This is a genomic window from Streptomyces sp. NPDC096136, assembly GCF_044763325.1.
GTDB lineage: Bacteria > Actinomycetota > Actinomycetes > Streptomycetales > Streptomycetaceae > Streptomyces.
Window position 1 is genome coordinate 427,804 of the sequence record NZ_JBIWFZ010000004.1, and the last position, 26,993, is coordinate 454,796.

At 73.5% G+C, this 26,993-nt stretch carries 23 protein-coding genes; 14 read left to right on the top strand and 9 right to left on the bottom strand.

All coding sequences use genetic code 11. From position 1 onward, the window contains the following. The first annotated feature begins 138 nt into the window (after window positions 1-138). The gene (locus ACIRBY_RS11160) at window positions 139-513 is read left to right on the top strand and encodes a cupin domain-containing protein (protein ID WP_403899224.1); all 375 of its coding nucleotides are present in this window, start codon (window positions 139-141) and stop codon (window positions 511-513) included. Here the strand turns inward: ACIRBY_RS11160 and ACIRBY_RS11165 are convergent. From ACIRBY_RS11165 to ACIRBY_RS11175, 3 genes are all read right to left on the bottom strand, one after another. After that, the gene (locus ACIRBY_RS11165; protein WP_403899227.1) at window positions 503-1,831 is read right to left on the bottom strand and encodes an MFS transporter; all 1,329 of its coding nucleotides are present in this window, start codon (window positions 1,829-1,831) and stop codon (window positions 503-505) included. The genes ACIRBY_RS11160 and ACIRBY_RS11165 overlap by 11 nt on opposite strands. Window positions 1,832-2,078: 247 nt before the next feature. Continuing rightward, window positions 2,079-2,642 carry a methylated-DNA--[protein]-cysteine S-methyltransferase gene (locus tag ACIRBY_RS11170; protein WP_403899230.1) on the bottom strand — a complete coding sequence of 188 codons (564 nt, stop codon included), beginning with the start codon at window positions 2,640-2,642 and terminating at the stop codon, window positions 2,079-2,081. 61 nt (window positions 2,643-2,703) lie between these two features. Further along, window positions 2,704-3,606, bottom strand: coding sequence for a glycerophosphodiester phosphodiesterase (locus ACIRBY_RS11175; protein ID WP_403899233.1), 903 nt, complete (start codon window positions 3,604-3,606; stop codon window positions 2,704-2,706). A gap of 267 nt (window positions 3,607-3,873) precedes the next feature. On the opposite strand from ACIRBY_RS11175, the gene uvrB reads away from it, so the two are divergent. From uvrB to ACIRBY_RS11195, 4 genes are all read left to right on the top strand, one after another. Beyond that, window positions 3,874-6,024, top strand: coding sequence for an excinuclease ABC subunit UvrB (gene uvrB / locus ACIRBY_RS11180; RefSeq protein ID WP_403899236.1), 2,151 nt, complete (start codon window positions 3,874-3,876; stop codon window positions 6,022-6,024). A gap of 77 nt (window positions 6,025-6,101) precedes the next feature. Beyond that, window positions 6,102-6,680 (top strand): TerD family protein, encoded by a 579-nt coding sequence (locus ACIRBY_RS11185; RefSeq protein ID WP_366451289.1) that lies wholly within the window; start codon window positions 6,102-6,104, stop codon window positions 6,678-6,680. A 65-nt stretch (window positions 6,681-6,745) separates the two neighbouring features. Continuing rightward, the gene (locus tag ACIRBY_RS11190; RefSeq protein WP_403899240.1) at window positions 6,746-8,788 is read left to right on the top strand and encodes a TerD family protein; all 2,043 of its coding nucleotides are present in this window, start codon (window positions 6,746-6,748) and stop codon (window positions 8,786-8,788) included. Between the two features lie 282 nt (window positions 8,789-9,070). Next, window positions 9,071-10,057: a TerC family protein gene (locus ACIRBY_RS11195; protein WP_403899243.1), complete on the top strand. Its 987-nt coding sequence runs from the start codon at window positions 9,071-9,073 to the stop codon at window positions 10,055-10,057. A gap of 25 nt (window positions 10,058-10,082) precedes the next feature. Here the strand turns inward: ACIRBY_RS11195 and ACIRBY_RS11200 are convergent, their stop codons facing one another. From ACIRBY_RS11200 to ACIRBY_RS11210, 3 genes are all read right to left on the bottom strand, one after another. Further along, window positions 10,083-11,435 (bottom strand): MFS transporter, encoded by a 1,353-nt coding sequence (locus ACIRBY_RS11200; RefSeq protein ID WP_403899611.1) that lies wholly within the window; start codon window positions 11,433-11,435, stop codon window positions 10,083-10,085. Between the two features lie 183 nt (window positions 11,436-11,618). Continuing rightward, entirely contained in the window at window positions 11,619-12,275 is a 657-nt protein-coding gene (locus tag ACIRBY_RS11205; RefSeq protein ID WP_403899246.1) for an MBL fold metallo-hydrolase, read from the bottom strand. Between the two features lie 9 nt (window positions 12,276-12,284). Further along, window positions 12,285-12,980, bottom strand: coding sequence for a maleylpyruvate isomerase family mycothiol-dependent enzyme (locus ACIRBY_RS11210; protein ID WP_403899249.1), 696 nt, complete (start codon window positions 12,978-12,980; stop codon window positions 12,285-12,287). A 187-nt stretch (window positions 12,981-13,167) separates the two neighbouring features. Here ACIRBY_RS11210 and uvrA point away from each other — a divergent pair, with 187 nt between their 5' ends. Continuing rightward, complete coding sequence (gene uvrA / locus ACIRBY_RS11215; protein ID WP_403899251.1) at window positions 13,168-16,104, top strand: excinuclease ABC subunit UvrA; 2,937 nt, start codon at window positions 13,168-13,170, stop codon at window positions 16,102-16,104. 174 nt (window positions 16,105-16,278) lie between these two features. Here uvrA and ACIRBY_RS11220 read toward each other — a convergent pair whose 3' ends face one another. Further along, on the bottom strand, window positions 16,279-16,932 hold the full coding sequence (locus ACIRBY_RS11220; protein WP_403899253.1) for an NAD(P)-dependent oxidoreductase: 654 nt from the start codon (window positions 16,930-16,932) through the stop codon (window positions 16,279-16,281). A 65-nt stretch (window positions 16,933-16,997) separates the two neighbouring features. Between ACIRBY_RS11220 and ACIRBY_RS11225 the strand changes: the two genes are divergently transcribed. Then, entirely contained in the window at window positions 16,998-17,609 is a 612-nt protein-coding gene (locus ACIRBY_RS11225) for a TetR/AcrR family transcriptional regulator (RefSeq protein ID WP_403899256.1), read from the top strand. Here the strand turns inward: ACIRBY_RS11225 and ACIRBY_RS11230 are convergent. Then, entirely contained in the window at window positions 17,599-18,486 is an 888-nt protein-coding gene (locus tag ACIRBY_RS11230; RefSeq protein WP_403899259.1) for a carbohydrate kinase, read from the bottom strand. The two genes, ACIRBY_RS11225 and ACIRBY_RS11230, sit on opposite strands and share 11 nt — an antisense overlap. A gap of 82 nt (window positions 18,487-18,568) precedes the next feature. Here ACIRBY_RS11230 and ACIRBY_RS11235 point away from each other — a divergent pair, with 82 nt between their 5' ends. Next, window positions 18,569-19,000, top strand: coding sequence for a Rieske 2Fe-2S domain-containing protein (locus ACIRBY_RS11235; RefSeq protein ID WP_403899261.1), 432 nt, complete (start codon window positions 18,569-18,571; stop codon window positions 18,998-19,000). Between the two features lie 33 nt (window positions 19,001-19,033). Here the strand turns inward: ACIRBY_RS11235 and ACIRBY_RS11240 are convergent, their stop codons facing one another. Then, a complete protein-coding gene (locus tag ACIRBY_RS11240) occupies window positions 19,034-19,984 on the bottom strand; it encodes a hypothetical protein (RefSeq protein ID WP_403899264.1) in 951 nt (316 codons plus the stop codon). Window positions 19,985-20,216: 232 nt separating this feature from the next. On the opposite strand from ACIRBY_RS11240, the gene ACIRBY_RS11245 reads away from it, so the two are divergent. The 6 genes from ACIRBY_RS11245 (at window position 20,217) to whiA (ending at window position 26,810) form a co-directional block, all read left to right on the top strand. Further along, on the top strand, window positions 20,217-20,837 hold the full coding sequence (locus ACIRBY_RS11245; RefSeq protein WP_403899267.1) for a papain-like cysteine protease family protein: 621 nt from the start codon (window positions 20,217-20,219) through the stop codon (window positions 20,835-20,837). 4 nt (window positions 20,838-20,841) lie between these two features. Beyond that, the gene (locus tag ACIRBY_RS11250) at window positions 20,842-21,645 is read left to right on the top strand and encodes a hypothetical protein (RefSeq protein WP_403899270.1); all 804 of its coding nucleotides are present in this window, start codon (window positions 20,842-20,844) and stop codon (window positions 21,643-21,645) included. A 146-nt stretch (window positions 21,646-21,791) separates the two neighbouring features. Continuing rightward, on the top strand, window positions 21,792-23,819 hold the full coding sequence (uvrC, locus tag ACIRBY_RS11255; RefSeq protein ID WP_403899273.1) for an excinuclease ABC subunit UvrC: 2,028 nt from the start codon (window positions 21,792-21,794) through the stop codon (window positions 23,817-23,819). Next, the gene (gene rapZ / locus ACIRBY_RS11260) at window positions 23,816-24,763 is read left to right on the top strand and encodes an RNase adapter RapZ (protein WP_403899276.1); all 948 of its coding nucleotides are present in this window, start codon (window positions 23,816-23,818) and stop codon (window positions 24,761-24,763) included. The genes uvrC and rapZ overlap by 4 nt, the downstream gene beginning before the upstream one ends. Further along, the gene (gene yvcK / locus ACIRBY_RS11265) at window positions 24,760-25,824 is read left to right on the top strand and encodes a uridine diphosphate-N-acetylglucosamine-binding protein YvcK (protein WP_390685850.1); all 1,065 of its coding nucleotides are present in this window, start codon (window positions 24,760-24,762) and stop codon (window positions 25,822-25,824) included. Before rapZ ends, yvcK begins: the two co-directional genes overlap by 4 nt. After that, window positions 25,815-26,810, top strand: a complete 996-nt coding sequence (gene whiA, locus ACIRBY_RS11270) for a DNA-binding protein WhiA (protein ID WP_030237199.1) — start codon at window positions 25,815-25,817, stop codon at window positions 26,808-26,810. The genes yvcK and whiA overlap by 10 nt, the downstream gene beginning before the upstream one ends. Window positions 26,811-26,993 lie beyond the last annotated feature (183 nt).

Genomic DNA, 26,993 nt, shown 5'->3' on the forward strand with positions numbered 1-26,993 from the left:
TGCGGACCCCCAAACGCGCACCTCCCCACTCCGGCGCGAAGCCGCCCCCGCGGCTCGACGGAGTGACGCGTGCACGGCGTCCGCGCTGGACGCTCTGATCACCCCGCGGCCGGTGCGACCGCCCTAGGCTGGCGCACCATGAGCACCAGTGACCACAAAGCCCCCGCCTCCTTCGCCCTTTCCGTCGCGGACGTCCCCGACGGCGAGCTGGAGGCCGAGGACATCGACCCCGCGCAGATCGTCTCCGGCAGCCCGGTGGTGACGGGGAAGGTGCTCTGGGAGTCCGAGGACGGATCCCAGATCCGGGGCATCTGGCAGATCACCCCCGGGGTGGTCACCGACACCGAGGCCGACGAGCTGTTCGTGGTCGTCAGCGGCCGCGCCACCGTCGAGGTCGAGGGCGGCGCGACGCTGGAGCTGGCTCCCGGATCGGCCTGCGTGCTGCGCGAGGGCGACCGGACCACCTGGACGGTCCACGAGACGCTGCGCAAGGCCTACCACATCAACCTCTGACCTCCTCCTGCCGCGCGGCGGCCGCCGGGTGGCGCCGGGCGGTGAACAGGGCCAGCGCCGCCATCGGCAGCAGCAGCGACGCGCCGATCGCGTTGAGCCAGCCGTAGCCGGCCTGGGACATGACCAGGCCGGCGGCCGCACCCCCGAGGCCGGCCGCCGCGTTCATCGTCAGGTCGCTCAGGCCCTGGACGGCGGCCCGCGCGGGCTGCGGCACCGAGTCGGTCAGCAGCGCCGAGCCGGAGACCATGCCGGCCGACCAGCCCAGGCCGAGCAGGAAGAGGCCCGCCGCGCTCTGCGCGTGGTCGCCGGCGGCGGTCCCGGCCAGCAGGGCGGCGAGGGAGAGCAGCCCGGCGGCGAGGCCGATCACGGAGAACCTGCCGAGCCGGTCGGCGAGCCAGCCCATGACCGGCGAGAAGGCGAACATGCCCGCGATGTGCCCGCTGATCACCAGCCCGACCAGCTTCAGGCCGGCGCCGTGGTGGCCGAGGTCGACCGGGGTCATCACCATGATCGAGACCATGGTGGTGTGCGACACCGCGACGGTGAGCAGCGCCAGCCGCGCCCGCGGCGAGGCCTTGACGGCCGCCAGCCCGGCCCGCAGCGAGCGGCCCTGGCGGGTCTCCTCGCCGGGCGCCGCCAGCGCCCGGGCGGTCAGCAGCGGGTCCGGACGCAGCAGGGTGGCGAGCAGGGTGCCGGTGAGGACGAAGACGGCGGCGGCCCAGACGAAGGGCCCCGCCGTCTGGGGTATGGAGGTGCCGGCGAAGCTGTCGCTGGCCGGGGCGGAGAGGTTGGGGCCGAGCACCGCGCCGACGGTGGAGGCCCAGACCACCACCGAGATCGCGCGGGCCCGCCGGTCGGGGGCGGCGAGGTCGGCCGCGGCGAAGCGGGCCTGGAGGTTGGCCGAGGAGGCGGCGCCGAAGGCGGCCATGCCGAGCATGAGCAGCGGGAAGCTCTTCAGCGAGGCGGCCAGGACGACGAGGCCCGCCCCGAGCGTGCCGATCGCGTAGCCCGCCACCAGCCCCGCCCGGCGCCCGCGGGCGGTCGTCAGGGCGGCGAGCGGCAGGGAGACCAGGGCGGTACCGATCACCGCGGCGGTGGAGGCGAAGCCGGACAGGGCCTCGGTGCCGCTGATCTCGGTGGCCAGTACGGGGGCCAGGGCGATGCTGATCGGCACGCCGAGGCCGCCCAGCATCTGCCCGGCGATCAGGACCGCGGAGATCCGGCGCTGGATGCGGGGCAGCTCCGCCGCGGAGACGGCCGGGGCGGCCGGCGGCGCGGCGGAGGAGGCCGCGGGCGGGGTTCCGGGGGAGGCCGTCACGCCGGACACCCCCGTCGCGGGCGCGCGGGCGGGACGGGTCGTGCGGGACCGTACGCGGTGGGGCCGCAGGCGGCAGCAGTAGTCACCGCCGCAGTGTCCCACCCCTTACCGCCTGGGGGAACCGGGTAAAGCCGGACGGCCGGGGCCCGGAAGGGAGGGCCCGGAAGCGGTGCCGGGAGCGGTGCCGGAAGCGCGCCCGGACGCGGGCCCGGACGCGCGGCCGGGACCGGGGTCCGGAAGGGTCCGCCTAGAAGAGGGGCCGCGGGAGGACGCCCTCCAGTGCGAGGAGGGTCCGCTTGGCCTCCAGCCCGCCCCCGAAGCCCCCGATGCCGCCGTCGTTCTCCACCACCCGGTGGCAGGCCACCACCAGCGGCAGCGGATTGGAGCCCATGGCGTTGCCCACGGCCTGGGCCGCCCCCGGCTGCCCGACCCGGGCGGCCAGCTCGCCGTACCCGACGACCGACCCGTACGGCACCGACCGGTCGAGCTCCAGCAGCACCTGGCGGTTGAACCCGGAGCTGAGCCGCCAGTCCAGCGGCAGGTCGAAGCGGCGCAGCGTCCCCGCGAAGTACGCCTTCAGCTGGCGTATCGGCTCCGCCAGCAGCTCCTCCCGGCCCGGGTCCGGCCGCCAGGCGTCGGCGCCGAGCCGGGAGACCAGCGCGTCGATCATCCGGCCGACCCGGTCGGGCCCGGCATGGAACTCCACCCGGACCAGACCCTCGGGGGTCGCGGCCAGGAGCAGGGGACCGATCTCGCTGGGGAGGACGGTCCATTCGAGGTGCGGCCCGCGGGGCCGCTCGGTGCTGTCCACGCCTCCACGGTACGGCTCCCCACCGACAGCCCCGCCCGCGAAGGCCCCGGGCCCGCAGCCGCTAGTAGCCGCCCACGGCCTCCTGTACGACGTCGGGGGCGTTCGTGATGATCCCGTCCACGCCCATCTCCCGGACCTTCCGGGCGGTGGGCGCGTCGTCCACGATCCAGGTGTCCACCTCCATCGCCCTGCCGTGCGCCCCCCGCAGCCGGTGCACCGCCGCCACCCAGTCGGCCGAGATCGTCGTGTGCCACGGGTTGATCCGGTCGGTGAACTCGGCGTACCGGGGCAGGTCGGCCACGGTCGGGGTGCCCAGGAAGGCCGTGACCAGGTCGGGGCGCAGGCGGTGCACGACGCGCACGGAATCCGCGCTGAAGCTCTGCACCACCAGCCGGCGGGCGACGTGCTGAGCGTCCAGCCAGCCGGTCTCCCCCAGGACCTTCAGGGTCTGCTCCTCGATCCCCGGATAGAGCTCCGGCTTCTTGATCTCCAGCAGCAGCCGCTGGCGGTTGTCCTGGACCCGCTCCATGTACTGCCGCAGGGTCGGCACCCGGGCGCCGGCGAAGCGCGCGGAGAACCAGCTGCCCGCGTCCAGCCGGGCGATCTCCGCCGCCGTGAAGTCCTTGACCCGCCAGGGCTTGCGGTCGGGGAAGACCTGCTCGACGTCGGTGGTGCGGGCCAGGGTGTCGTCGTGGATCACCACCAGCTCGCCGTCCTTGGTCCGCTGGACGTCGTTCTCGACCCAGTCGAAGCCCAGCCGCATCGCCAGGTCGATCGCTTCGAGGGTGTTCTCCGGGGCGTAGGCGGAGGCCCCCCGGTGGGCGTACACGGTGGGGCCCAGGAGCCCCGCCGAACCCGGCGCGGATCCGGGACCGGCGGAGGCCGGCGCCGTCCCGCCCAGCACGGTCAGGGTGAAGCCCAGGAAGGCGGCGGCTGCCGCGGCGGCGGCGGATCGGACGTACATGTGCGTTCTCCTCGGGTCGTGAGCCCTGTTCCTGCGTCAGACGGGTGCGGAGCGGCAGATGTTGTGGCTGTGCACTTCACGGCGGAGCGTTCACCGCGATCATGGGCTCGAAGATCACACGGACGCCACCGAACTACGACAAACGGACCAGAAAGGAGGAGGCCCGCTCCGTCCGACGGACCCGTCGCCCTCCCGGGGGACGCCTCCGGGCGGGCGCGGGGCGCGTGCGGGCGCCCGAGTGTCAGTGGGGGGCCGTACGGTGGAGTCATGCGGCCCGTATCGAAGATCGAACGAACGGTGGCGCCTTTCGAGGTCGTCAGCCCCTACCAGCCCAGCGGCGACCAGCCGGCGGCCATCGCCGAGCTGGAGAAGCGCATCCGCGCGGGTGAGAAGGACGTCGTCCTGCTGGGTGCGACCGGCACCGGCAAGTCGGCGACCACCGCCTGGATGATCGAGAAGCTCCAGCGCCCGACCCTGGTGATGGCGCCGAACAAGACCCTCGCCGCCCAGCTGGCGAACGAGTTCCGCGAGCTCCTGCCGAACAACGCCGTCGAGTACTTCGTGTCGTACTACGACTACTACCAGCCCGAGGCCTACGTTCCGCAGTCGGACACCTACATCGAGAAGGACTCCTCGATCAACGAGGAGGTGGAGCGGCTGCGCCACTCCGCGACCAACTCGCTGCTCACCCGGCGCGACGTGATCGTGGTCGCCTCCGTGTCCTGCATCTACGGCCTCGGCACCCCGCAGGAGTACGTGGACCGGATGGTCCCGCTCAAGGTCGGCGAGGAGATCGACCGGGACCGGCTGCTGCGCCGCTTCGTCGACATCCAGTACACCCGCAACGACGTGGCCTTCACCCGGGGGACCTTCCGGGTGCGCGGCGACACCATCGAGATCTTCCCGGTCTACGAGGAACTGGCCGTCCGCATCGAGATGTTCGGCGACGAGATCGAGGCGCTCTCCACCCTGCACCCGCTGACCGGCGAGGTCATCAGCGAGGACCGCGAGCTGTACGTCTTCCCCGCCAGCCACTACGTCGCCGGCCCCGAGCGCATGGAGAAGGCGATCGCCGGCATCGAGGCGGAGCTGGCCGAGCGCCTCGCCGAGCTGGAGAAGCAGGGCAAGATGCTGGAGGCCCAGCGCCTGCGCATGCGCACCACGTACGACCTGGAGATGATGCGCCAGATCGGCTCCTGCTCCGGCATCGAGAACTACTCGCTGCACATGGACGACCGCGAGCGCGGCTCCGCGCCCAACACGCTCATCGACTACTTCCCCGAGGACTTCCTCCTCGTCATCGACGAGTCGCACGTCACCGTGCCGCAGATCGGCGCGATGTACGAGGGCGACGCCTCGCGCAAGCGGACCCTGGTCGACCACGGCTTCCGGCTTCCGTCCGCGCTGGACAACCGGCCGCTGAAGTGGGAGGAGTTCCAGGAGCGCATCGGCCAGACCGTCTACCTGTCGGCCACCCCCGGCACCTACGAGCTCTCGCGCGCCGACGGCTTCGTCGAGCAGATCATCCGCCCCACCGGCCTCGTCGACCCCGAGGTCGTCGTCAAGCCCACCGAGGGCCAGATCGACGACCTGGTGCACGAGATCCGCCAGAGGGTGGAGAAGGACGAGCGCGTCCTGGTCACCACCCTCACCAAGAAGATGGCCGAGGACCTCACCGACTACTTCCTGGAGCTCGGCATCCAGGTCCGCTACCTGCACAGCGACGTCGACACCCTGCGCCGCATCGAGCTGCTGCGCGAGCTGCGCTCCGGCGAGTACGACGTCCTGGTCGGCATCAACCTCCTGCGCGAGGGCCTCGACCTGCCCGAGGTGTCGCTCGTGGCGATCCTCGACGCCGACAAGGAGGGCTTCCTGCGCTCCGGGACCTCCCTCATCCAGACCATCGGCCGGGCCGCGCGCAACGTCTCCGGCCAGGTCCACATGTACGCGGACAAGATCACCCCCGCGATGGAGAAGGCCATCGAGGAGACCAACCGGCGGCGCGAGAAGCAGATCGCGTACAACACGGCCAACGGCATCGACCCGCAGCCGCTCCGCAAGAAGATCAACGACATCGTCGCCACCATCGCCCGCGAGGAGCTCGACACCGAACAGCTGCTCGGCACCGGCTACCGGCAGACCAAGGACGGCAAGGGCGCGAAGGCCCCGGTCCCGGCGCTCGGCGCGGCCGCCCCGGCCAAGGCCGGCAAGGGGGCCAAGGGAGCGAAGGGGGCGAAGGGCGCCGAGGTGCTCACGGACCGTCCCGCCGCCGAACTGGCCGCCCTGATCGAGCAGATGACCGAGCGGATGAGGGGAGCGGCCGCCGAGCTCCAGTTCGAGGTCGCGGCCCGCATCCGGGACGAGGTGGGCGAGCTCAAGAAGGAGCTCCGGCAGATGCGGGAAGCGGGCCTCGCCTGACCCGTGGCCGGTCAGTAGGGTGTGGGAACAGCCGCAGGTACACGCTGCCTGGGGGTGGCTATGGAGAGGGGACGCGCGTGACGGTCAACATGACCAAGGGTCAGGCCATCAGTCTGGAGAAGCAGGGCGGGGGCACGCTGACCGCGGTCCGCATGGGCCTCGGCTGGCAGGCGGCCAAGCGCCGGGGGCTGTTCGGCTCGCGCACCCGCGAGATCGACCTGGACGCCTCGGCGGTGCTCTTCGCCGACAAGCAGCCCGTGGACGTGGTGTTCTTCCGGCACCTGCAGAGCGACGACGGCTCGGTCCGGCACACCGGCGACAACCTCGTCGGCGGCGTCGGCCAGGGCGGGGACGACGAGGCCATCCTCGTCGACCTCCAGCGCGTACCGGTCCACATCGACACGATCGTCTTCACGGTGAACTCGTTCACCGGCCAGACCTTCCAGGAAGTGCAGAACGCGTTCTGCCGCATCGTCGACGAGACCAACGGCCAGGAACTGGCCCGCTACACCCTCGACGGCGGCGGCCAGTACACCGCCCAGATCATGGCGAAGGTGTCCCGGGTCGGCGGCGGCTGGCAGATGACGGCCCTCGGCAACCCGGCCAACGGCCGGACCTTCCAGGACCTCATGCCGGCGATCCTGCCGCACCTGTAACACCGGCACACGGACACCGGAACACCGGGAAACAAGAGAAGAAGGCACGGGGGAGGGGCTGCACGATGACGGCCGAACTGGTCCGGGGGCAGAACCACCCCGTGTCCCACAGCCGGGTGGAGATCAGGGTCTCGGCGGGCACCGCCGTGCTCGCGCTGGCCTCGCTCGCGGACGAACGGGGCCGACTCACCGGCCCCGGGGCCCTGGCGCACCCGGGCGCCCCCGGCCTCCCGGGGGTCCGGGTCTCCGAGGAGCCGGCCGAGCGGCACACCCTGGCCGTCGACCTCGACGCCGTCGAGACCGGGGTCCACAGCATCGGGGTGGTCCTCGTCCTGCCGCCCGGCGGCCCCCTGCGCTTCGGCGCCGTGCCCGCACCGCACCTGGCGGTCGCCGAACAGGGCGGGGCCGAGTTCGCGGCCTTCGCCCCCACCGACCTCGACGCCGAGACCGCCCTCATCGCCCTGGAGCTCTACCGCCGCCAGGGCGCCTGGAAGGTACGGGCCGTCGGCCAGGGGTACGCCGACGGACTCGCGGCCCTCCTCGCCGACGGGGGACTGCCCGCGCCGCAGGCCGCCGCCCTGACCGAAGAGGCCCTGCGCACGGCCCGCCGCACCGACGACGCCGGCCGCCCGCCCGCCTCCCTCCCGTCGCACGCCCAGGGCTCGGACGGCCAGGGCTCGGACGGCCAGGGCTCGGGTGCCCAGGGCCCGCACGCCCAGGGCTCTGACCCCACCCGCCACCTCGCCCCGCAGCCGCCCGCGACCGCCCCCGCGCCGCCGGACCCGATCCCCGTCTCCGCAGTCCCCCACGCCGGCCCGCCCGGCCCCGCGCCGGCCCCGGCCGAGCCCGACGGGTCCCGGCCCACCATCGACTACGCCCACCCGCGCCGCCGCCGCACCACCGCCGAGCCGCCCGAGCCGGCGCCCCGCCCGGCACCCGCCGCCGACCCCGCCGACCCCGCCGGCCCGGAAGGGCCCCCGGTTCCCGTCGCCGGGGACGCCGCCGGCTGGTCCATGGACGAGCGGCTCTACAACCAGGTCTGGGGCATGTTCGAGGACCTGGCCCGCACCGTCGCCGCCTACCGCAGCGCCGTCGACTTCGCCGACTCCCGGCTCGACCGCGAGCTGGACGAGGCCCTGTCCGACCCGAGCCGCCGCCTCGCGGGCTCCGACGACGCCCGGGAGACCGCCCGGGCCCGCCGCGACGAACTGGTCGCCCGGGCCCGCGCCGTCCTCGACCGCGACCTGGCCCAGCTGACCGCCGAGTCCGAGGTGGTCGAACCCGCGCTGCCGGCCGCGTACGCCCGCTGGGACCACCCCGTCTGGCACGGCGGCGACACCCCCGCGGAAGGCCCCCTCGCCCTGCGCCTGGGCAACCTCGGCCTGCCCGAGAGCCCGGGCCTGCGGATCCCCCTGCTGATGCGGCTCCCGCTGGAGCGCGGCCTGTGGATCGACAACGGCCGCACCGGCTCCGAGGCCGCCATGGCCATGGACACCGACCGGCTGCGCCGCGCCGCCCTGGACATGGCCGTCGCCCACGCCGCCCGGCTGCTCGCCGTCCACCCCGCCGACCGGTTCTCCGTCCACGTCATCGACGCGGCCGGGGCGGGCTCCGCCGCGCTGGCCCCGCTGGTGCGCGCCGGGGTGCTGGCCGCGCCGCCCGCCGCCGGCGCCGCCGGGGTCGCCGAGACCCTCGAGCGGCTGACCCGGCGGGTGGACCTCGTACAGATGGCGCTGCGCGCCGGCGCGCCCGAGGACCTGCCCCCGGACCTGGACCCCGCCGAGCAGCTGCTCATCGTGCACGACTTCCCGCACGGCTTCGACGACCGAGCCGTCACCCGGCTGCGCTACCTGGCCGACGAGGGGCCGGTGGTTGGCGTGCACCTGCTGATGGTCGCCGACCGCGACGAGGCCTCCGCGTACGGGCCGCTGCTGGACCCGCTGTGGCGCTCGCTGATGCGGCTGTCGCCCGTCCCGGACCACCACCTCGCGGACCCGTGGGTCCAGCACGCCTGGACCTTCGAGCCGGACCTGCCCCCGCAGGGCAGCGGGGTCCTCGACCAGGCGCTGGACCGCGTCGCCCGGGCCCGCCGGGGCGCCCGCCCCTAGGCGGGCAGGGGGCCGCCCATGACCGGCCGATGACCATCGGGTGACCCCTCTTTGGTGATCCCTTTACCTTTGACCCCTTCTCCGGGTACCCTGGGACCTGCGGAGGGGAGTATTCCTGCTATTTCCTGCGCGGCGTTCCCGTCAGTACGGACTGCTCGGTTCATTCGACGCAGTGGTCCCGGGGCGCCGGCCCACGGCCCCGCGAGCCGACCGGGTGGAAGAGACCTCCGGCAGCGATGACGCTGACCATGTGCTGAGCCATCCGCCGGAGGCGTGAATACCGTGGACGTTTCGTTGACCCTATGGGTGCTGACCATCGTCGGTCTGGGCATCCTCATCGGCGCCGACTTCCTCATCGGCCGCAAGCCCCATGACGTTTCCATCAAGGAAGCGGGAACCTGGACGGTCGTCTGGATCGTCCTCGCCGTCCTCTTCGGCCTCGGCCTGCTGTTCACCGGCAACGGCCAGGCCTCGCAGGAGTTCTTCGCCGGCTTCATCACCGAGAAGTCCCTGAGCGTGGACAACCTCTTCGTCTTCGTCCTGATCATGGCGAAGTTCTCGGTGCCCTCCCACCTCCAGCAGCGCGTCCTGCTGATCGGCGTACTGATCGCCCTGGTCCTGCGCGCGGTCTTCATCGCCGCCGGTGCCGCGATCATCACCAGCTTCTCGTGGGTCTTCTACCTCTTCGGCGCCTTCCTGATCTACACCGCCTGGAAGCTGATCCAGGAGGCCCGCAAGGACGAGGAGGAAGAGGAGTTCGAGGAGAACCGCCTCCTCAAGTCGATCGAGAAGAAGTTCGGCGTCGCCGACCGCTACCACGGCACCAAGCTCTTCATCCGCACCAACGGCAAGCGCGTCCTGACCCCGCTGATGGTCGTCATGCTCGCCATCGGCACCACCGACGTCCTCTTCGCCCTGGACTCGATCCCCGCGATCTTCGGCCTCACCCAGGACCCGTACATCGTCTTCACCGCCAACGCCTTCGCCCTCATGGGTCTGCGCCAGCTGTACTTCCTGATCGGCGGCCTGCTCAAGAAGCTGGTCCACCTCAGCTACGGCCTGTCCGTGATCCTGGGCTTCATCGGCGTCAAGCTGGTGCTGCACGCCCTGCACGAGTCCGGGGTGCACGTCCCGCAGATCTCCATCCCGGTCTCCCTGGGCGTCATCTGCGGCGTCCTGGTGATCACCACGATCACCAGCCTGATCGCCTCGAAGAAGCAGGCGGCGGCCGAAGCCGCCGCCGAGGAGACGCAGAGCGTCGACGCCTGATCCGGCCGGGCCCCGCGGGGCCCGGCTACGCGGGGGCGGCCGCTTCGGCCGCCCCCGCTCCCGTGTCCGCGCCCGCCCCGGGTCCGTCCCCGGTCCCGGCTCCGTTCCCGGCCCCGGCTTCGTCCCCGGCCGGGGCCGGCCGGGTCTCCGGGAGCAGGGCGAAGCAGGCGAGGCTGAGCAGGGCGACCGCCGTCAGGTAGACCGCCGCACCCCACGGCGGCCCCGAGCCGGCCGCCAGGGCCGTCGCCACGACCGGGGTCAGGGCGCCGCCCACCAGCCCGCCGAGGTTGTAGCCGACGGCGGCACCGGTGCAGCGGATCCGCGGGGCGTACAGCTCGGGCAGGTACGCGCCCGCCACGGCGTACATCAGGACCATCGCCAGCAGCCCGCCGGCGCAGGCCACCGTCACCAGCAGCGGGTCCCCGCTGCTCAGCAGGGCCACGAAGGGGAACATCCACACCGCGCAGGCCGCGCTCCCGGCCAGGCACAGCGGCCGCCGCCCCCAGCGGTCGCCGAGCGCCGCCAGCGGGGCCGTCACCAGTCCCATCAGCAGGACGGCGGCCATCACCACGGCCAGCATCAGGGTGCGGTCCATGCCCAGGCGCCCGGTCGTGTAGGCCAGGGACCAGGTGGTGACCGCGTAGAAGACGGCGTACCCGGCCGACATCGCCCCGCCGGTGAGCAGGAGCAGCCGCCAGTGGCCCCGTAGGACCTCCGGCAGCGGGGACTCGGCCCGTCGGCCGGTCTCGGTGAGGGCGCGGAACTCCGGGGTCTCCTCCACCGACCGCCGCAGCCACAGTCCGGCCAGCGCCAGGAGCCCCGCGCACCAGAACGGCACCCGCCAGCCCCAGGCGGTGAACCGTTCGTCGCTCAGCGCGCCGGACAGCGCCAGCGTCAGCCCGTTGGCCAGCAGGAACCCGGCCGACGGGCCCATCTGCGGGAAGCTCGACCACAGCCCGCGCCGCCCCTCGGGGGCGTGCTCGGCGGTCAGCAGCACCGCGCCGCCCCACTCCCCGCCGAGCCCGAGCCCCTGGAGGAAGCGCAGCAGGAGCAGCAGGACGGGCGCGGCGATGCCGATGGAGGCGTACGAGGGCACGCACCCGACCGCCACCGTGGCCAGCCCCGTCAGCAGCAGGGAGGCGAGCAGCACGGGGCGGCGCCCGTAGCGGTCGCCGATGTGCCCGAAGAGCACGGAGCCCAGCGGCCGGGCGAGGAAGCCGATGCCGAACGTGCCGAAGGCGGCGAGGGTCCCGGCGAGCGGGGAGAACGAGGGGAAGAAGAGCGGGCCCAGCACCAGGGCGGCGGCCGTGCCGTAGACGAAGAAGTCGTAGAACTCGATGGCGGTCCCGATCAGGGAGGCCAGGGCGAGCCGCAGCATCGAGGGGGAGGCGGCGGCGCCGGGCGGGCGCACGCGCGGGGAGGGGACGGGGGACGGGGAGGGGTGGTGTCGCATGGTGCAGCAACTACCCCAGCCCGCCCCCTCGGGACATGCGTTCGGTCGAGGTCGACCGGAAGGAGCGCATGGCCGCACGGTGTTGACGGCGGCACATGCGCCCGCGGGTCACCAGCCGCGCTCGCGCCATTCCGCGAGGTGGGGGCGCTCGGTGCCGAGCATGGTGTCGTTCCCGTGGCCCGGGTAGACCCAGGTCTCGTCCGGCAGCTGCCCGAACAGCTTGGTCTCGACGTCGTCGATGAGGCTGGCGAAGTTCTTCGCGTCGCCCCAGGTGTTGCCGACGCCGCCGGGGAAGAGGCAGTCGCCGGTGAACACGTGCGGGTGCCCGTGCGGGTCGTCGTAGACGAGGGCGATGGAGCCGGGGGTGTGGCCGACCAGGTGGCGGGCGGTCAGGGAGACCCGTCCGACCGTGATCACGTCCCCGTCCTGGACCGGTACGTCCGTGGGGACGGGGATGCCCTCGGCGTCGAAGGCGCCCGCGTACGTCCGGGCCCCGGTGGCGTCGACGACGGCCTGGAGCGCGCCCCAGTGGTCGCCGTGCCGGTGCGTGGTGACGACGGACGCGATGCCGTCGTCGCCGATCAGGCTCAGCAGCGTGTCCGGCTCGGCCGCCGCGTCGATCAGGAGCTGCTCGCCGGTGGCCCGGCAGCGCAGCAGGTACGCGTTGTTGTTCATGGAACCCACGGCGACCTTGGAGATCATCAGGTCCGCGAGTTCGTGCACGTCGGCGGGACCGCCGACCTTCACCGCTCCGCTGTACGTCATGTCGGAATCCTAGAGCGCGGGGAGTTCGGGCACGGCGTCGCCGGCCTCGATGGCGAGGTGGGCGCCCTTGGAGCCGCGGCCGGCCAGCCAGCCGAGCAGGTCGTCCCGCGCGCCGCTGAGGGCCACCGGGGCGCCCTCGGTGCCGCCCGTGCGCGCGACGAACCCGCCGTCCGGGAACCGGAGGGTGACCGGCGGGACGTCGGGGCGGCCGGACCAGCGGTCGGCGAGGAAGGCGATCTCCCGGTCGGCGAACTCCTCCGGGAGGTCGGAGAGCTCGTAGCCGACGTTCAGGTCGACGTGGTGGAGCTCCACCTCGACGAGGCGGCGGAAGGGCACGTTCGCCGCGAGGTCGGTGACGCCGTTGCGCAGCTCGACCGTGCGCCGCCAGTCCTGGGCGGGCTCGGTGGTGGCGAGGAAGCGGGCCCCGGAATCACGGAGGTCCGCCAGGTGTTCTTCCAGGGGCCGGCCGGCGTCGCGCTCGATGTCCGCGTCGCGGGCGGCGGCGCTCTCGTACATGGGGCGGCCCTCGAAGACGTTGACGAGGGCGTCGGCGTTGCGCGCCAGGTGGGCCAGGATGTGGCCGCGGGTCCAGCCCGGGAGGTGTGACTCCTCGGAGAGGGAGGCGTTGTCCAGTTTCGCGACCGCGTTCAGCAGCCGTTCGGTGGCTTCACGTACAGAGGCCAGGTCGTGCACATGATCAGTCATGGGTCCGAGCCTAGTGGCCGGGAGGCCCCCGCCACACGATCGGGTGAAGCCCTCTTGCGCGTGCCGTAAATCGAATGTGCGTGCTATACGCTCGATAGTCCAGACACAGTCCACCGCAGAGGCGCCCCCCATACCCTGGACAGCCGGGGCCCGTGCCCCCGCTCTCTCAAGAAAGGTGCGGACCGGCGTGACCGACCGTCTCATCGTTCGTGGCGCTCGCGAGCACAACCTGAAGAACGTCTCGCTCGACCTGCCCCGCGATTCCCTCATCGTCTTCACCGGACTCTCCGGCTCGGGCAAGTCCTCCCTGGCCTTCGACACGATCTTCGCCGAGGGCCAGCGCCGCTACGTCGAGTCGCTCTCGTCGTACGCCCGCCAGTTCCTGGGGCAGATGGACAAGCCCGACGTCGACTTCATCGAGGGCCTCTCCCCGGCCGTCTCGATCGACCAGAAGTCGACCTCGCGCAACCCCCGCTCCACCGTCGGCACGATCACCGAGGTCTACGACTACCTCCGCCTGCTCTTCGCCCGCATCGGCAAGCCGCACTGTCCCGAGTGCCGCCGCCCGATCTCCCGGCAGTCGCCGCAGGCGATCGTCGACAAGGTCCTGGCCCTGCCCGAGGGCAGCCGCTTCCAGGTGCTGTCGCCGCTGGTGCGCGAGCGCAAGGGCGAGTTCGTCGACCTCTTCGCCGACCTCCAGACCAAGGGCTACAGCCGCGCCCGGGTGGACGGCCAGACGATCCAGCTCTCCGAGCCGCCCGCGCTGAAGAAGCAGGAGAAGCACACCATCGAGGTGGTCGTCGACCGCCTCACCGTCAAGGACAGCGCCAAGCGCCGGCTCACCGACTCCGTCGAGACCGCCCTCGGCCTCTCCGGCGGCATGGTGATCCTGGACTTCGTCGACCTCGCCGAGGACGACCCCGAGCGCGAGCGGATGTACTCCGAGCACCTCTACTGCCCCTACGACGACCTGTCCTTCGAGGAGCTGGAGCCGCGCTCCTTCTCCTTCAACTCGCCCTTCGGCGCCTGCCCCGAGTGCACCGGCATCGGTACGCGCATGGAGGTGGACCCGGAGCTGATCGTCCCGGACGAGGACAAGTCGCTGGACGAGGGCGCGGTCTCGCCCTGGTCGCTCGGCCACACCAAGGACTACTTCCAGCGCCTCGTCGGCGCGCTCGCCGGGGAGCTGGGCTTCCGGACCGACATCCCGTGGGCCGGGCTGCCGCAGCGCGCCAGGAAGGCCCTGCTGTACGGGCACAAGACCCAGATCGAGGTCCGCTACCGCAACCGGTACGGGCGCGAGCGCGCGTACACCACGGCCTTCGAGGGCGCCGTGCCGTTCGTCAAGCGCCGGCACGCCGAGTCCGAGAGCGACGCGAGCCGTGAGCGCTTCGAGGGCTACATGCGCGAGGTGCCCTGCCCGACCTGCGAGGGCACCCGGCTCAAGCCGATCGTGCTCGCGGTGACGGTGATGGAGCGGTCCATCGCCGAGGTCGCCGCGATGTCGATCAGCGAGTGCGCCGACTTCCTGGGACGGCTGAAGCTCGACGCCCGCGACAAGAAGATCGCCGAGCGGGTCCTCAAGGAGGTCAACGAGCGGCTCCGCTTCCTGGTGGACGTGGGCCTGGACTACCTCTCCCTCAACCGCGCAGCCGGCACCCTGTCGGGCGGCGAGGCCCAGCGCATCCGCCTGGCGACGCAGATCGGCTCCGGCCTGGTCGGCGTGCTGTACGTGCTGGACGAGCCGTCCATCGGCCTGCACCAGCGCGACAACCACCGGCTGATCGAGACGCTGGTGCGGCTGCGGGACATGGGCAACACGCTGATCGTCGTCGAGCACGACGAGGACACCATCAAGGTGGCCGACTGGGTCGTGGACATCGGCCCGGGCGCCGGCGAGCACGGCGGCAAGGTGGTGCACAGCGGCTCGCTGAAGGAGCTGCTGAAGAACGGCGAGTCGATGACGGGCCAGTACCTGTCCGGCAAGAAGTCCATCCCCGTGCCGGACGTCCGCCGGCCCGTGGACGCCGAGCGCAGGCTCACCGTCCACGGCGCCAAGGAGAACAACCTGCGGGACATCGACGTGTCCTTCCCGCTGGGCGTCCTCACGGCGGTCACGGGCGTGTCGGGCTCCGGCAAGTCCACGCTGGTCAACGACATCCTGTACACGCACCTGGCGCGCGAGCTGAACGGCGCGCGGTCCGTGCCCGGGCGGCACACCCGGGTGGACGGCGACGACCTGGTCGACAAGGTGGTCCATGTCGACCAGTCGCCGATCGGCCGGACGCCGCGCTCCAACCCGGCCACGTACACGGGCGTCTTCGACCACGTGCGCAAGCTCTTCGCGGAGACGATGGAGGCGAAGGTGCGCGGCTACCTGCCGGGGCGCTTCTCCTTCAACGTCAAGGGCGGCCGCTGCGAGAACTGCTCCGGCGACGGCACGATCAAGATCGAGATGAACTTCCTGCCGGACGTCTACGTCCCCTGCGAGGTCTGCCACGGCGACCGGTACAACCGGGAGACGCTGGAGGTCCACTACAAGGGCAAGTCCATCGCGGAAGTCCTGAACATGCCGATCGAGGAGGCGCTGGGGTTCTTCGAGGCGGTCCCGACGATCGCCCGGCACCTCAAGACGCTGACGGAGGTCGGCCTGGGCTACGTCCGCCTCGGGCAGTCGGCCCCGACGCTGTCGGGCGGCGAGGCGCAGCGCGTCAAGCTGGCGTCCGAGCTCCAGAAGCGGTCGACGGGGCGGACGGTGTACGTGCTGGACGAGCCGACGACCGGTCTGCACTTCGAGGACATCTCGAAGCTGATCAAGGTGCTGTCGGGCCTGGTGGACAAGGGGAACTCGGTGATCGTCATCGAGCACAACCTGGACGTCATCAAGACCGCGGACTGGGTCGTCGACATGGGCCCCGAGGGCGGCTACGGCGGCGGTCTCGTCGTCGCCGAGGGGACGCCGGAGCAGGTCGCGTCGGTGGGCGCGAGCCACACCGGCAAGTTCCTGCGGGACATCCTCGGGGCGGAGCGGATCTCCGACGCCGCGCCGGTGCCGGTGGCGCGGGGCGCGCGGAAGAAGGCCGCCCCGGCGAAGAAGACGGCCCGGGCCGCGCGCAAGGCGTAGCCCGTACCCGGGGGCGAGGGCGGGTGCCGCTGCGCGGAGCCGTCCCCGCCCCGCCCTTCCACCGTTCCCCGGGCAAGCCCCGGACCCCGTACGTGCGCTTCGCGCCCGCGCGGCGCTTGAGGCGCGGGGTCTGGGGCGGAGTCCCGGGGAACGGGTGAAGGACGGGGCCAGGGCTTACGCGGCGACGCCCACCGCGTGGCCCTCCGTCGCGGGGTCGGACAGGACGTCCAGGAGGGCCGTCGCCACGTCGGCGCGGGCGATGACCCGGCCGCCCGGGACGTTGGAGTCCACGGCGCGGCGGTAGCGACCGGTGCCCGGCCGGTTCAGGAGGCGCGGCGGCCGGACCACCGTCCACCGCACCCCGCTCGCCGACGCGATGACGGACTCCATGACCGCAAGGTCCGCGTACAGGTCGCGCAGCGCCCACCGCAGCAGGGGATAGCCCGCCTTCCGCAGGAGCACCCCGTCCCCCTCCGCGTCCGGCCCCAGCGGCGCCGCGCTGACCGCGGCGAGCCGGCCGACCCCCGCCCGTTCCATCGCCGCGACGACCGACCGGAGGGCCGGCCCGGCGACCGGGTGCAGCCGGGCCTGCTTGTTGCTCGCGGAGCCCAGCGCCGAGACCGCCGCGTCCCGCCCCGCCAGGACCGGCAGCAGCGCCGACCGGTCCGTGAGGTCCTTCACCACCGCCACCCGCAGCCGCTCCTGGGCCGGCACCTCCAGCCGCGCGGGGTCGCGGACGACCGCCGTCACCTCGTGGCCCGCGGCGAGGGCCTGCCGGACCACCTCGCGGCCCACGCCGCCCGTCGCCCCGAACACCGTGATCTTCATCGTGGACCCCCGTCGAGGATGGTGGGTGAGTATTCACTCACCCTCGTGTCCACTAGGGTGAGTGAATGCCCACCCCGAAGTCAACCCGGCCCGCCTCCGAGCGGCTGCTGGACGCCGCCGAGACCCTCATGCGCACCATCGGCCTCGCCAACACCACCACCAAGGCCATCGCCCGTGAGGCCGGCTGCTCGGAGGCCGCGCTCTACAAGCACTACGCCAACAAGGAAGAGCTGTTCGTACGGGTGCTGATGGAGCGCACCCCCAACGCCGGGCCGCTCATGGCCGCCCTCGACGCCGACGCCGGCCCCGGCGGCCACGCCCTCCAGGAGGCCCTCTCCGACATCGCCCGGCACGCCTCGCTGTTCTACGCCGAGGCCATGCCGATGGCGGCCTCGCTGTTCGCCGAGCCCGCCCTGCTCACCCGCCACCGCCAAGGGGTCCACGAGATCGGCGCGGGCCCGCACGTGGTGCTCGACGCCCTGGAAGGACGGCTGCGCCGCGAGCTCGGAGCCGGGCGGCTGCGGGCCGGCGCCGACCCCCGCGCCGCCGCCGCGCTGCTGCTCGGCGCCTGTTTCCAGCGGGCCTTCTTCCTGCACTTCTCCGGCGCCGAGGTGGTCCAGCCGGTCGAGGAGTTCGCCCCGGCGCTCGCCCGGACCCTGTGGGCCGCTATCGGCTGAGCCCGAGCTCGGCCGCGTACGGCGGCTCGCAGCCCGCCCGGGTGCAGGTCAGCGCCGCCGCGTGGGCCGCGTAGGCGAGGACCGCGGGCCAGTCCGCCGCGCCGGGGCCCGCGAGGCCCGCGAGCCGGTGCAGCAGCGCCGCGTTGACGGTGTCGCCCGCGCCGATGGTGTCCGCGACGGCCACCGGACGGGCCGCCGCGCTGTGCTCCGCGCCGTCCGCGGTCCACACCGTCAGCCCCGCCGCGCCCCGGGTCAGCACCACGGCGGAGGGCCCCGCCGCCAGCCAGTCCCCGACCCGGCCGCCCAGCCAGTGCGCGTCCTCCTCCGACAGCTTCAGCACGGACACGTACGGCAGCCAGCCCAGGAACCGCTCCCGGTAGCCGTCCGGGTCCGCGATCAGCGCCGGGCGGACGTTGGGGTCGAGCAGGGTCAGCAGCCCGCGGCCCGACTCCCGCCGCAGCAGGGCCTCGTACGCGCTCGCGCCCGGCTCCAGCGCCAGCGAGCAGGTGCCGAGCGCGAGGGCCCTCGCCCGCGCCGGCAGCGCGGGGGGCAGGGAGAACAGCCGGTCGGCGGTGCCCTCGACGTAGAACCCGTACGCGGCCGAGCCGTCCGGCGCCAGCGAGGGCACGGCCAGCGTGGTCGGCTCGGGCCCCCGCCGCACCAGCGAGAGGTCCACCCCGGCGGCCCGCAGCCCGGCGAGCAGCACCTCGCCGAAGCCGTCCGCCGACACCCGGGAGCAGAAGGCGACCTCCGCCCCGAGCCGCCCCAGCGCCAGGGCGGTGTTGTACGGTCCGCCCCCGGGCCGGGGCAGCAGCGCGCCCGGCGGCTCCGCCAGGGGCACGAGGTCGATCAGGGCTTCTCCGCCGACGACGATCACGCGGGGGAAGCTATCCCATCGGGCGCCGGTAGGGTCGGGTGGGCCCCGCCCGGGGCCCGCCCCCTCGCGCCAGGAGAACCACATGTCCGCGTCACAGCCCGCCGCCCGCCGTACCGTCCTCAAGGGCGCCGCCGCGCTCGCCGGGACCGTGGGCGCCGGTGCGGCGCTCTCCGCCTGCTCGACCGGGGGCGGCAGCGGCGCGGGCGGCGCCGCCGTGCCGAAGGAGCCGGTCGAGCTGGGCGCCGTGACGGACGTCCCGGTCGGCGGAGCGAAGCTGTTCCGCGAGCGCAAGGTCGTCGTCAGCTGCCCGGCGGAGGGCCAGTACAAGGCGTTCAGCGCCCAGTGCACCCACGCCGGCTGCGTCCTCGACACGATCGACAAGGGAGAGGGCAACTGCCCCTGCCACGGCAGCCGCTTCGACGTCACCACCGGCAAGGTCCTGCGCGGCCCGGCCACCGAGCCCCTCCCGTCCGTCCCGGTGAAGGCGGAGAACGGCAAGCTGATCGCGGGCTGACCGCGGCCGACCGCGGCCGACTGCGGGGCGGCCCTACCCCCAGTCCCAGGCGATGCCCAGGATGCCCGGGCGGACCGCCTGCTCCACCAGGTGGACCGCGCGGTGGCGGCCGCTCGGGGTGAGGTCGGCGAGGGAGCTGCGCGGCGCTCCCGGGGAGGTGCGGGCGAAGCGGTGGCAGCGCACCGGCAGGGCCGCCTCGTCGAAGCGGACCTGGAGCATGTACTGGCCGCCCGCGTAGCTGAAGCCGCGCACGTACTCCGTGCTGCGGGCGCCCGTGCCGTCCTCGATCCCGTAGCCGAAGACGTACGTGTCCCCGCGCCGCAGCCGCGCGTCGAAGAGCAGCTCGGCCACCACCACGCCGGTCTCCGGGTGGCAGCGGACCCGGCCCGTGCGGCAGTTCTCGTACGCCGTCACCTCCACCCGGGCCGCGTCGCAGCCCGGATCTCCGTGGTGGACCGCGAGGTAGCGGTCGACGCCGTCACGGTGGGCCCGCACGATCTGCTGCGACGCGCGCGTGCGCAGCTCCCCGTCCGGGCCGATGCGGACCCGCTCGTGGTGGCCGACCGTGTGCAGGCCGCCGTCGGCCGGGAGCTCCATCCCCTCCAGCAGCCGTTCCACCGCCGCGCCGACGCTCACCAGCGCCCGGTAGGGCCGGGCGGCCGGCCGGGCCGGGCCGGCGGCGGGGCCCGGGTCGGCCAGCAGGCGCAGCAGTGAGCCCCGGGGGAGGTCCAGGATCTCCTCCAGGGCCGAGACGGCCCGCAGTGACTCCCGGTGGCGGGGGCGGCGGGCGCCCTGCTGCCAGTAGCTGAGGCTGGTGACCCCGAGTTTGATGCCGCGCGCCGCGAGCCGGTGCTGCACCCGGTGCAGGGGCAGCCCGCGCGCGGCGAGGGCGGCGCGCAGCGCGAGGTGGAAGGGGCCGCCGCGCAGCAGTCGCCCGAGGTCCGCCGTGTCGGCCGGGCCCGATGCGTCGCCGGTCGGCCGCATGGCGACTCCTCTGTGAACGTTCACACGCGCCGGGGTGGGGGCCGGGCCGTGCGGCGGGGGGACCAGGTGGAACGACAGCAACCGTTCACACCGCAGCCCCACCGTTCACACTGCAAGCTCACCGCGTATTGAAGCGTGTTGACCTGCTCGCGACAACACCCTGATGCTCCTCCACAGCGTCCGGACGCGCTCCTCACCCCCACACCTGAGTCCCCACCTCGGGAGGAACGCGATGCGCAACCGAAGAGGGCGGCCTTCCCCGGCCGCCTCCCTGATCTCCGCCCTGCTGCTCGTCCTGCTGCCCCTCGGCCCCGGCGCCGGCACCGCCTCCGCCGCCCCGGCCGCCGACACGGGCGCCGCCCCCTCGGCACTGGCGTACAAGCGGCTCGGCATCACCATGCAGGCCCAGCAGAAGGACAACTGGTGCTGGGCCGCCGGCGGCAACACCATCGCCACCTGGTTCGGCCGCGGCTACAGCCAGAACCAGTTCTGCAACGCCGCCTTCAACCGGCAGCAGGGCACCGAGTGCCCCAACAACCAGGCCACCCTGGGCAACGTCCAGACGGCGCTGCGCTGGGCCGGCATCGGCTCCGGCAGCTACGTGACCGGCTGGCTCCAGTACTCCACCGTGCAGACCGAGATCAACGCCGACCGGCCGGTCGAGACGCGGATCCAGTGGTCGGGCGGCGGCGGCCACATGCACGTCCTGTACGGCTACGACACCGGCAACAGCTGGGTCTACTGGGGCGACCCCTGGCCCTCGAACGACCGCTACAACTGGGCCTCGCACGCCTGGTACGTGGACAACGGCACCTTCTCCTGGACCCACTCCCTCTACCGGATCGGGGCGTGACCGCGTGATCCCCACGACCGCACGCGCCACCGCCGCGGCCCTCGCGGCCGCCGCCCTGGTCACCGCACTGGCCGGGCAGGCCTCCGCCGCGCCCGTCCCGCAGCCGGCGGCCGCCACCGCCGGGGACCGGGCCGCCGCGCACGAGGCGGCCGTCGCACCGGACACCCTGGCGACCCTGTCCCGGTTCTTCGCCCGGGAGGGGAAGGTGTCGGTGGCCGCCGCCCTGCCCCGGATCGAGGGGGAGGCGGTCCCGGTGAGCTACCTGGCGCCGGAGTTCGTCGCCGGGAGGGCCGGGGCCCCGGTGGCCCGGCTGGAGTTCCTGGCCTCCCAGGCGGTGTCCTCGGACGGGCAGAAGGCGGCCCTGTGGACCGCGAAGACCGGGGCCGGGTGGGAGGTCGTGAACATCGCCACCGGCGACGACGAGTTCCGCTACGCGCGCCTCGGTGCCGCGAAGCTGCCCGGCGGGACCGTGTTCCGGGAGCCGCAGACCGACGCCTGGTACGTCGCCGGCGGCGAACGGGTGCTGCCCCTGGACGAGGACGCCGTGCGGGCCGTGGGCCCGGACGGGGTCTCGCTGGGGGCGTACCGGGCCCGGGTCGTGAAGGCGTACGGGGACAAGCTGCCGGGGTCCGCGTACGCGCGGCGGGGCCTGGCGGGGGGCTACGCCGAGCCGGGGCCTTCCGGCGGCGTCGGTGACGGATCCGGCGGCGGGCCGGGGGCGGTGCTCGCCGGCGGCGCCGGGGCGCTGGCGCTGGGCGCGGCGGGGGCCGTCGCCCTGCGGAGGCGGCGCCGCACCGCCGGGGTGTGACCCCAGGTCGCCTTCCCGTAGGGTCCGGTCCGGCCGTGGCGGCCGGGCCGGGCCCTGCCCCGGAGAACGGGTGGAGGGCGACCGGGGGACCTCGCCCCGCGCAGCGGTACGGTTCGTTGTCGTACGGCGCCAGTAGGGTGGGCGGCATGGCCGACCCTTCCAGCTACCGACCCAGGCCCGGGGAGATCCCCGACTCCCCCGGGGTCTACAAGTTCCGCGACGAGCACCGCCGGGTGATCTACGTCGGGAAGGCCAAGAGCCTGCGCCAGCGGCTGGCCAGCTACTTCCAGGACCTGGCCGGTCTGCACCCCCGGACCGCCACCATGGTCACCACGGCCGCCTCCGTCGAGTGGACCGTCGTCTCCACCGAGGTCGAGGCGCTCCAGCTGGAGTACTCCTGGATCAAGGAGTTCGACCCCCGGTTCAACGTCAAGTACCGGGACGACAAGAGCTACCCCTCCCTCGCGGTCACCCTGAACGAGCAGTACCCGCGCGTCCAGGTCATGCGGGGGCCCAAGAAGAAGGGCGTGCGGTACTTCGGGCCGTACGGGCACGCCTGGGCGATCCGCGAGACCGTCGACCTCATGCTGCGCGTGTTCCCGGTGCGCACCTGCTCCGCCGGGGTGTTCAAGCGGTCCGCCCAGATCGGGCGGCCCTGCCTGCTCGGGTACATCGGCAAGTGCTCGGCGCCCTGCGTGGGCCGGATCAGCCCCGAGGACCACCGCGAACTCGCCGAGGACTTCTGCGACTTCATGGCCGGCCGCACCGGTGCGTACCTCTCCCGGCTGGAGAAGGAGATGCAGGCCGCGGCCGAGGAGATGGAGTACGAGAAGGCCGCCCGGCTGCGCGACGACATAGGGGCCCTGCGCCGGGCCATGGAGAAGAACGCCGTCGTCCTGGCCGACGCCACCGACGCGGACCTGATGGCGGTCGCCGAGGACGAGCTCGAAGCGGCCGTGCAGATCTTCCACGTGCGCGGCGGACGGGTGCGGGGGCAGCGCGGCTGGGTCACCGACAAGGTCGAGGCCGTCGACACCGCCGGGCTCGTCGAGCACGCCCTCCAGCAGCTGTACGGGGAGGAGAGCGGCGAGAGCGTGCCCAAGGAGGTGCTCGTCCCGGTCCTGCCCGAGGACGCGCCCGCACTGGGCCAGTGGCTCGCCGGGCGGCGCGGGTCGCAGGTCAGCCTGCGCGTCCCGCAGCGCGGGGACAAGAAGTCCCTCATGGAGACCGTCCACCGCAACGCCCAGCAGTCCCTCGCCCTCCACAAGACCAAGCGCGCCGCGGACCTCACCACCCGCTCCCGCGCCCTGGAGGAGATCGCCGAGGCCCTGGACCTGGACGGCGCGCCCCTGCGCATCGAGTGCTTCGACATCTCCCACCTCCAGGGCGACGACGTCGTGGCGTCCATGGTCGTCTTCGAGGACGGGCTCGCCCGCAAGAGCGAGTACCGGCGCTTCCAGGTCAAGGGCCGTGTCGGAGACACGCAGGTCTGGCACGGCGAGGGACAGGACGACGTCCGGTCCATGCACGAGGTCGTCTCGCGGCGCTTCCGGCGCTACCTCCAGGAGAAGCTGAAGACGGGGGAGTGGGCCCCCGAGGACGGCGAGCCGGAGGACGACGGGCGGCCCAAGCGGTTCGCGTACCCGCCGCAGCTCGTCGTCGTCGACGGCGGACAGCCCCAGGTGGCGGCGGCCCAGCGGGCCCTGGAGGAGCTCGGGATCGACGACGTCGCCGTGTGCGGCCTCGCCAAGCGGCTGGAGGAGGTCTGGCTGCCCGGCGAGGACGACCCCGTCGTGCTGCCCCGCACCAGCGAGGGCCTCTACCTGCTCCAGCGGGTGCGTGACGAAGCCCACCGCTTCGCCATCCAGTACCAGCGCAGCAAGCGCGGGAAGCGCCTGAAAGCGGGCCCGCTGGACGAGGTGCCCGGCCTGGGCGAGAGCCGCAAGCTCGCCCTCGTGAAGCACTTCGGTTCGGTGAAGAAGCTGAGACAGGCGACAATCGACCAGATCTGCGAGGTCCCGGGCATAGGCCGCAAGACGGCCGAGACTGTGGCCGCGGCCCTCGCCCAGGCGGTTCCCGCAGGTCCTGCCGTCAACACGGCGACAGGAGAGATCATTGAGGACGAGGCCCCCGCGCCCGCGGGGACGCCGTCCGATCGGGGGACCGAGCAATGACCGAGCACGAGACCGAGCACGACCGAGACGGAGCACAGGTGAGTACGGGCACGACAGTGGAGCCCGGCGACAACGCCGAGGCGGCCATCCCCGAGCTGGTGATCATCTCCGGGATGTCCGGAGCCGGCCGCAGCACGGCGGCCAAGTGCCTGGAGGACCTCGGCTGGTTCGTCGTCGACAACCTCCCGCCGGCGCTGATCCCCACCATGGTGGAGCTCGGCGCCCGCTCCCAGGGCAACGTGGCGCGGATCGCCGTCGTCGTCGACGTCCGCGGCCGCCAGTTCTTCGACGCCCTGCGCGAGTCCCTCGCCGACCTGGAGGCCCGCGGGGTCACCCGGCGCATCGTCTTCCTGGAGTCCTCCGACGACGCGCTGGTCCGCCGCTTCGAGTCCGTCCGCCGCCCGCACCCCCTCCAGGGCGACGGCCGCATCGTCGACGGCATCGCCGCCGAGCGCGACCTGCTGCGCGAGCTGCGCGGCGACGCCGACCTGGTCATCGACACCTCCAGCCTGAACGTGCACGAACTGCGCGCCAAGATGGACGCCCAGTTCGCGGGCGACGAGGAGCCCGAGCTGCGGGCCACCGTGATGTCCTTCGGCTTCAAGTACGGCCTGCCCGTCGACGCCGACCTGGTCGTCGACTGCCGCTTCATCCCCAACCCGCACTGGGTCCCCGAACTGCGCCCCTTCACCGGGCTCAACGAGGAGGTGTCGGGCTACGTCTTCAGCCAGCCCGGCGCCAAGGAGTTCCTGGACCGCTACACCGAGCTGCTCCAGCTCATCGCCACCGGCTACCGGCGCGAGGGCAAGCGGTACGTGACGATCGCGGTCGGCTGCACCGGCGGCAAGCACCGCAGCGTCGCCATGTCCGAGAAGCTCGCCGCCCGCCTCGCCTCCGAGGGAGTCGAGACCGTCGTCGTCCACCGGGACATGGGGCGCGAGTGACCGGACGGACCCTGCGGCTGCGCCGCCTGCGCCGTCTGACCCCCGCCCGGGGCGAGGACGGCGCGGGCCGCGCCGGCCGCCGCGGGGCGGCCAAGGTCGTCGCGCCCAAGGTCGTCGCCCTCGGCGGCGGCATGGGCCTGTCGGCCTCCCTCGCCGCCCTGCGCCGGATCACCGGGGAGCTCACCGCGGTGGTCACCGTCGCCGACGACGGGGGCTCCAGCGGACGGCTCCGCGAGGAGCTGAGCGTGCTGCCCCCGGGCGACCTGCGCAAGGCGCTTGCCGCGCTGTGCGGGGACGACGACTGGGGCCAGACCTGGGCCCGGGTCATCCAGCACCGCTTCCAGTCCGAGGGCGACCTGCACGGGCACGCCGTCGGCAACCTGCTGATCGTCGCCCTGTGGGAGCAGCTCGGCGACCCCGTCCAGGCCCTCGACCTGGTGGGGAAGCTGCTCGGCGCCCAGGGGCGGGTCCTGCCGATGTCGGCGGTGCCCCTGGAGCTCCAGGCGCTGGTCAGGGGCCACGATCCGGCGCGCCCGGACGAGGTGGACACCGTCCGGGGGCAGGCCACCGTGGCCCTGACCCCGGGCGAGGTGCTCTCCGTCCAGGTCGTGCCCGGGGACCCGCCGGCCGTGCCGGAGGCCGTCGCCGCCGTGCTCGACGCCGACTGGGTGGTGCTCGGGCCGGGATCCTGGTTCTCCTCCGTCATCCCGCACCTGCTGGTGCCGGAGCTGCTCGACGCGCTGGTGGCGACGAAGGCCCGCAAGGTCCTCTCGCTGAACCTCGCCCCGCAGCCGGGCGAAACAGAGGGCTTCTCTCCGCAGCGTCATTTGGAGGTTTTGGCCCGACACGCCCCTAAACTCGCCCTGGACGTGGTGCTGGCCGACGAGGCCGCCGTGCCCGACCGCGAGTCCCTCGCCGATGCCGCGAAGCGGTTCGGTGCGGCGGTCGAGCTGGCGCCGGTGGCCAGGCAGGACGGCTCTCCGAAGCACGACCCGGAGCTGCTGGCCGCCGCGTACGACCGTATTTTTCGGATGCATGGAAGGATCGGCCCATGGCGATGACGCCCGCGGTGAAGGATGAGATCTCCCGCCTCCCCGTCACCCGGACCTGCTGCAGGAAGGCGGAGGTCTCGGCGATCCTTCGGTTCGCGGGCGGCCTCCACCTGGTGAGCGGCCGGATCGTCATCGAGGCGGAGCTGGACACCGGGATCGCGGCCCGCCGGCTGCGCAAGGACATCCTGGAGATCTTCGGCCACTCCTCCGACCTGGTGGTCATGGCCCCCGGCGGCCTGCGCCGCGGCAGCCGCTTCGTCGTGCGCGTCGTCGCCGGAGGCGACCAGCTGGCCCGCCAGACCGGCCTGGTCGACGGCCGCGGCCGCCCCATCCGGGGCCTTCCCCCGCAGGTGGTCTCCGGGGCCACCTGTGACGCCGAGGCGGCCTGGCGCGGGGCCTTCCTGGCCCACGGCTCCCTCACCGAGCCCGGCCGGTCCTCCTCCCTGGAGGTCACCTGCCCCGGTCCCGAGGCGGCCCTGGCCCTGGTGGGCGCCGCCCGGCGGCTCTCCATCGCCGCCAAGGCGCGCGAGGTGCGCGGCGTGGACCGGGTCGTCGTCCGCGACGGCGACGCGATCGGCGCCCTGCTGACCCGCCTCGGCGCGCACGAGTCGGTGCTGGCCTGGGAGGAGCGGCGGATGCGGCGCGAGGTCCGCGCCACCGCCAACCGCCTCGCCAACTTCGACGACGCCAACCTGCGCCGCTCGGCGCGGGCCGCGGTGGCCGCCGGAGCCCGGGTGCAGCGCGCGCTGGAGATCCTCGGCGAGGAGGTCCCCGAGCACCTCGCCGCGGCCGGCCGGCTGCGCATGGAGCACAAGCAGGCCTCCCTGGAGGAGCTGGGCGCGCTCGCCGACCCGCCGCTGACCAAGGACGCCGTCGCGGGCCGCATCCGCCGCCTGCTGGCGATGGCCGACAAGCGCGCCCAGGACCTCGGCATCCCCGGCACCGAGTCCAACCTCGACCTCAGCGAGGAGCTGGCCGACAACATGGCCGGCTGAGCCTCGGCCTGCCGGGGCGGGACGGGGGGCGGTGCCGCTGCGCGGTGCCGCCCCCCGTCCCGCCCCTTCTCCGTTTCCCGGGGCTCCGCCCCGCACCCCGTGCCCCGCACCTCGTGCCCCGCACTCCGGCGGGGCCGGAGGGGCGCAGGGGCCGGGCGGCGGCCGTGAGGCTGATTTCCGACC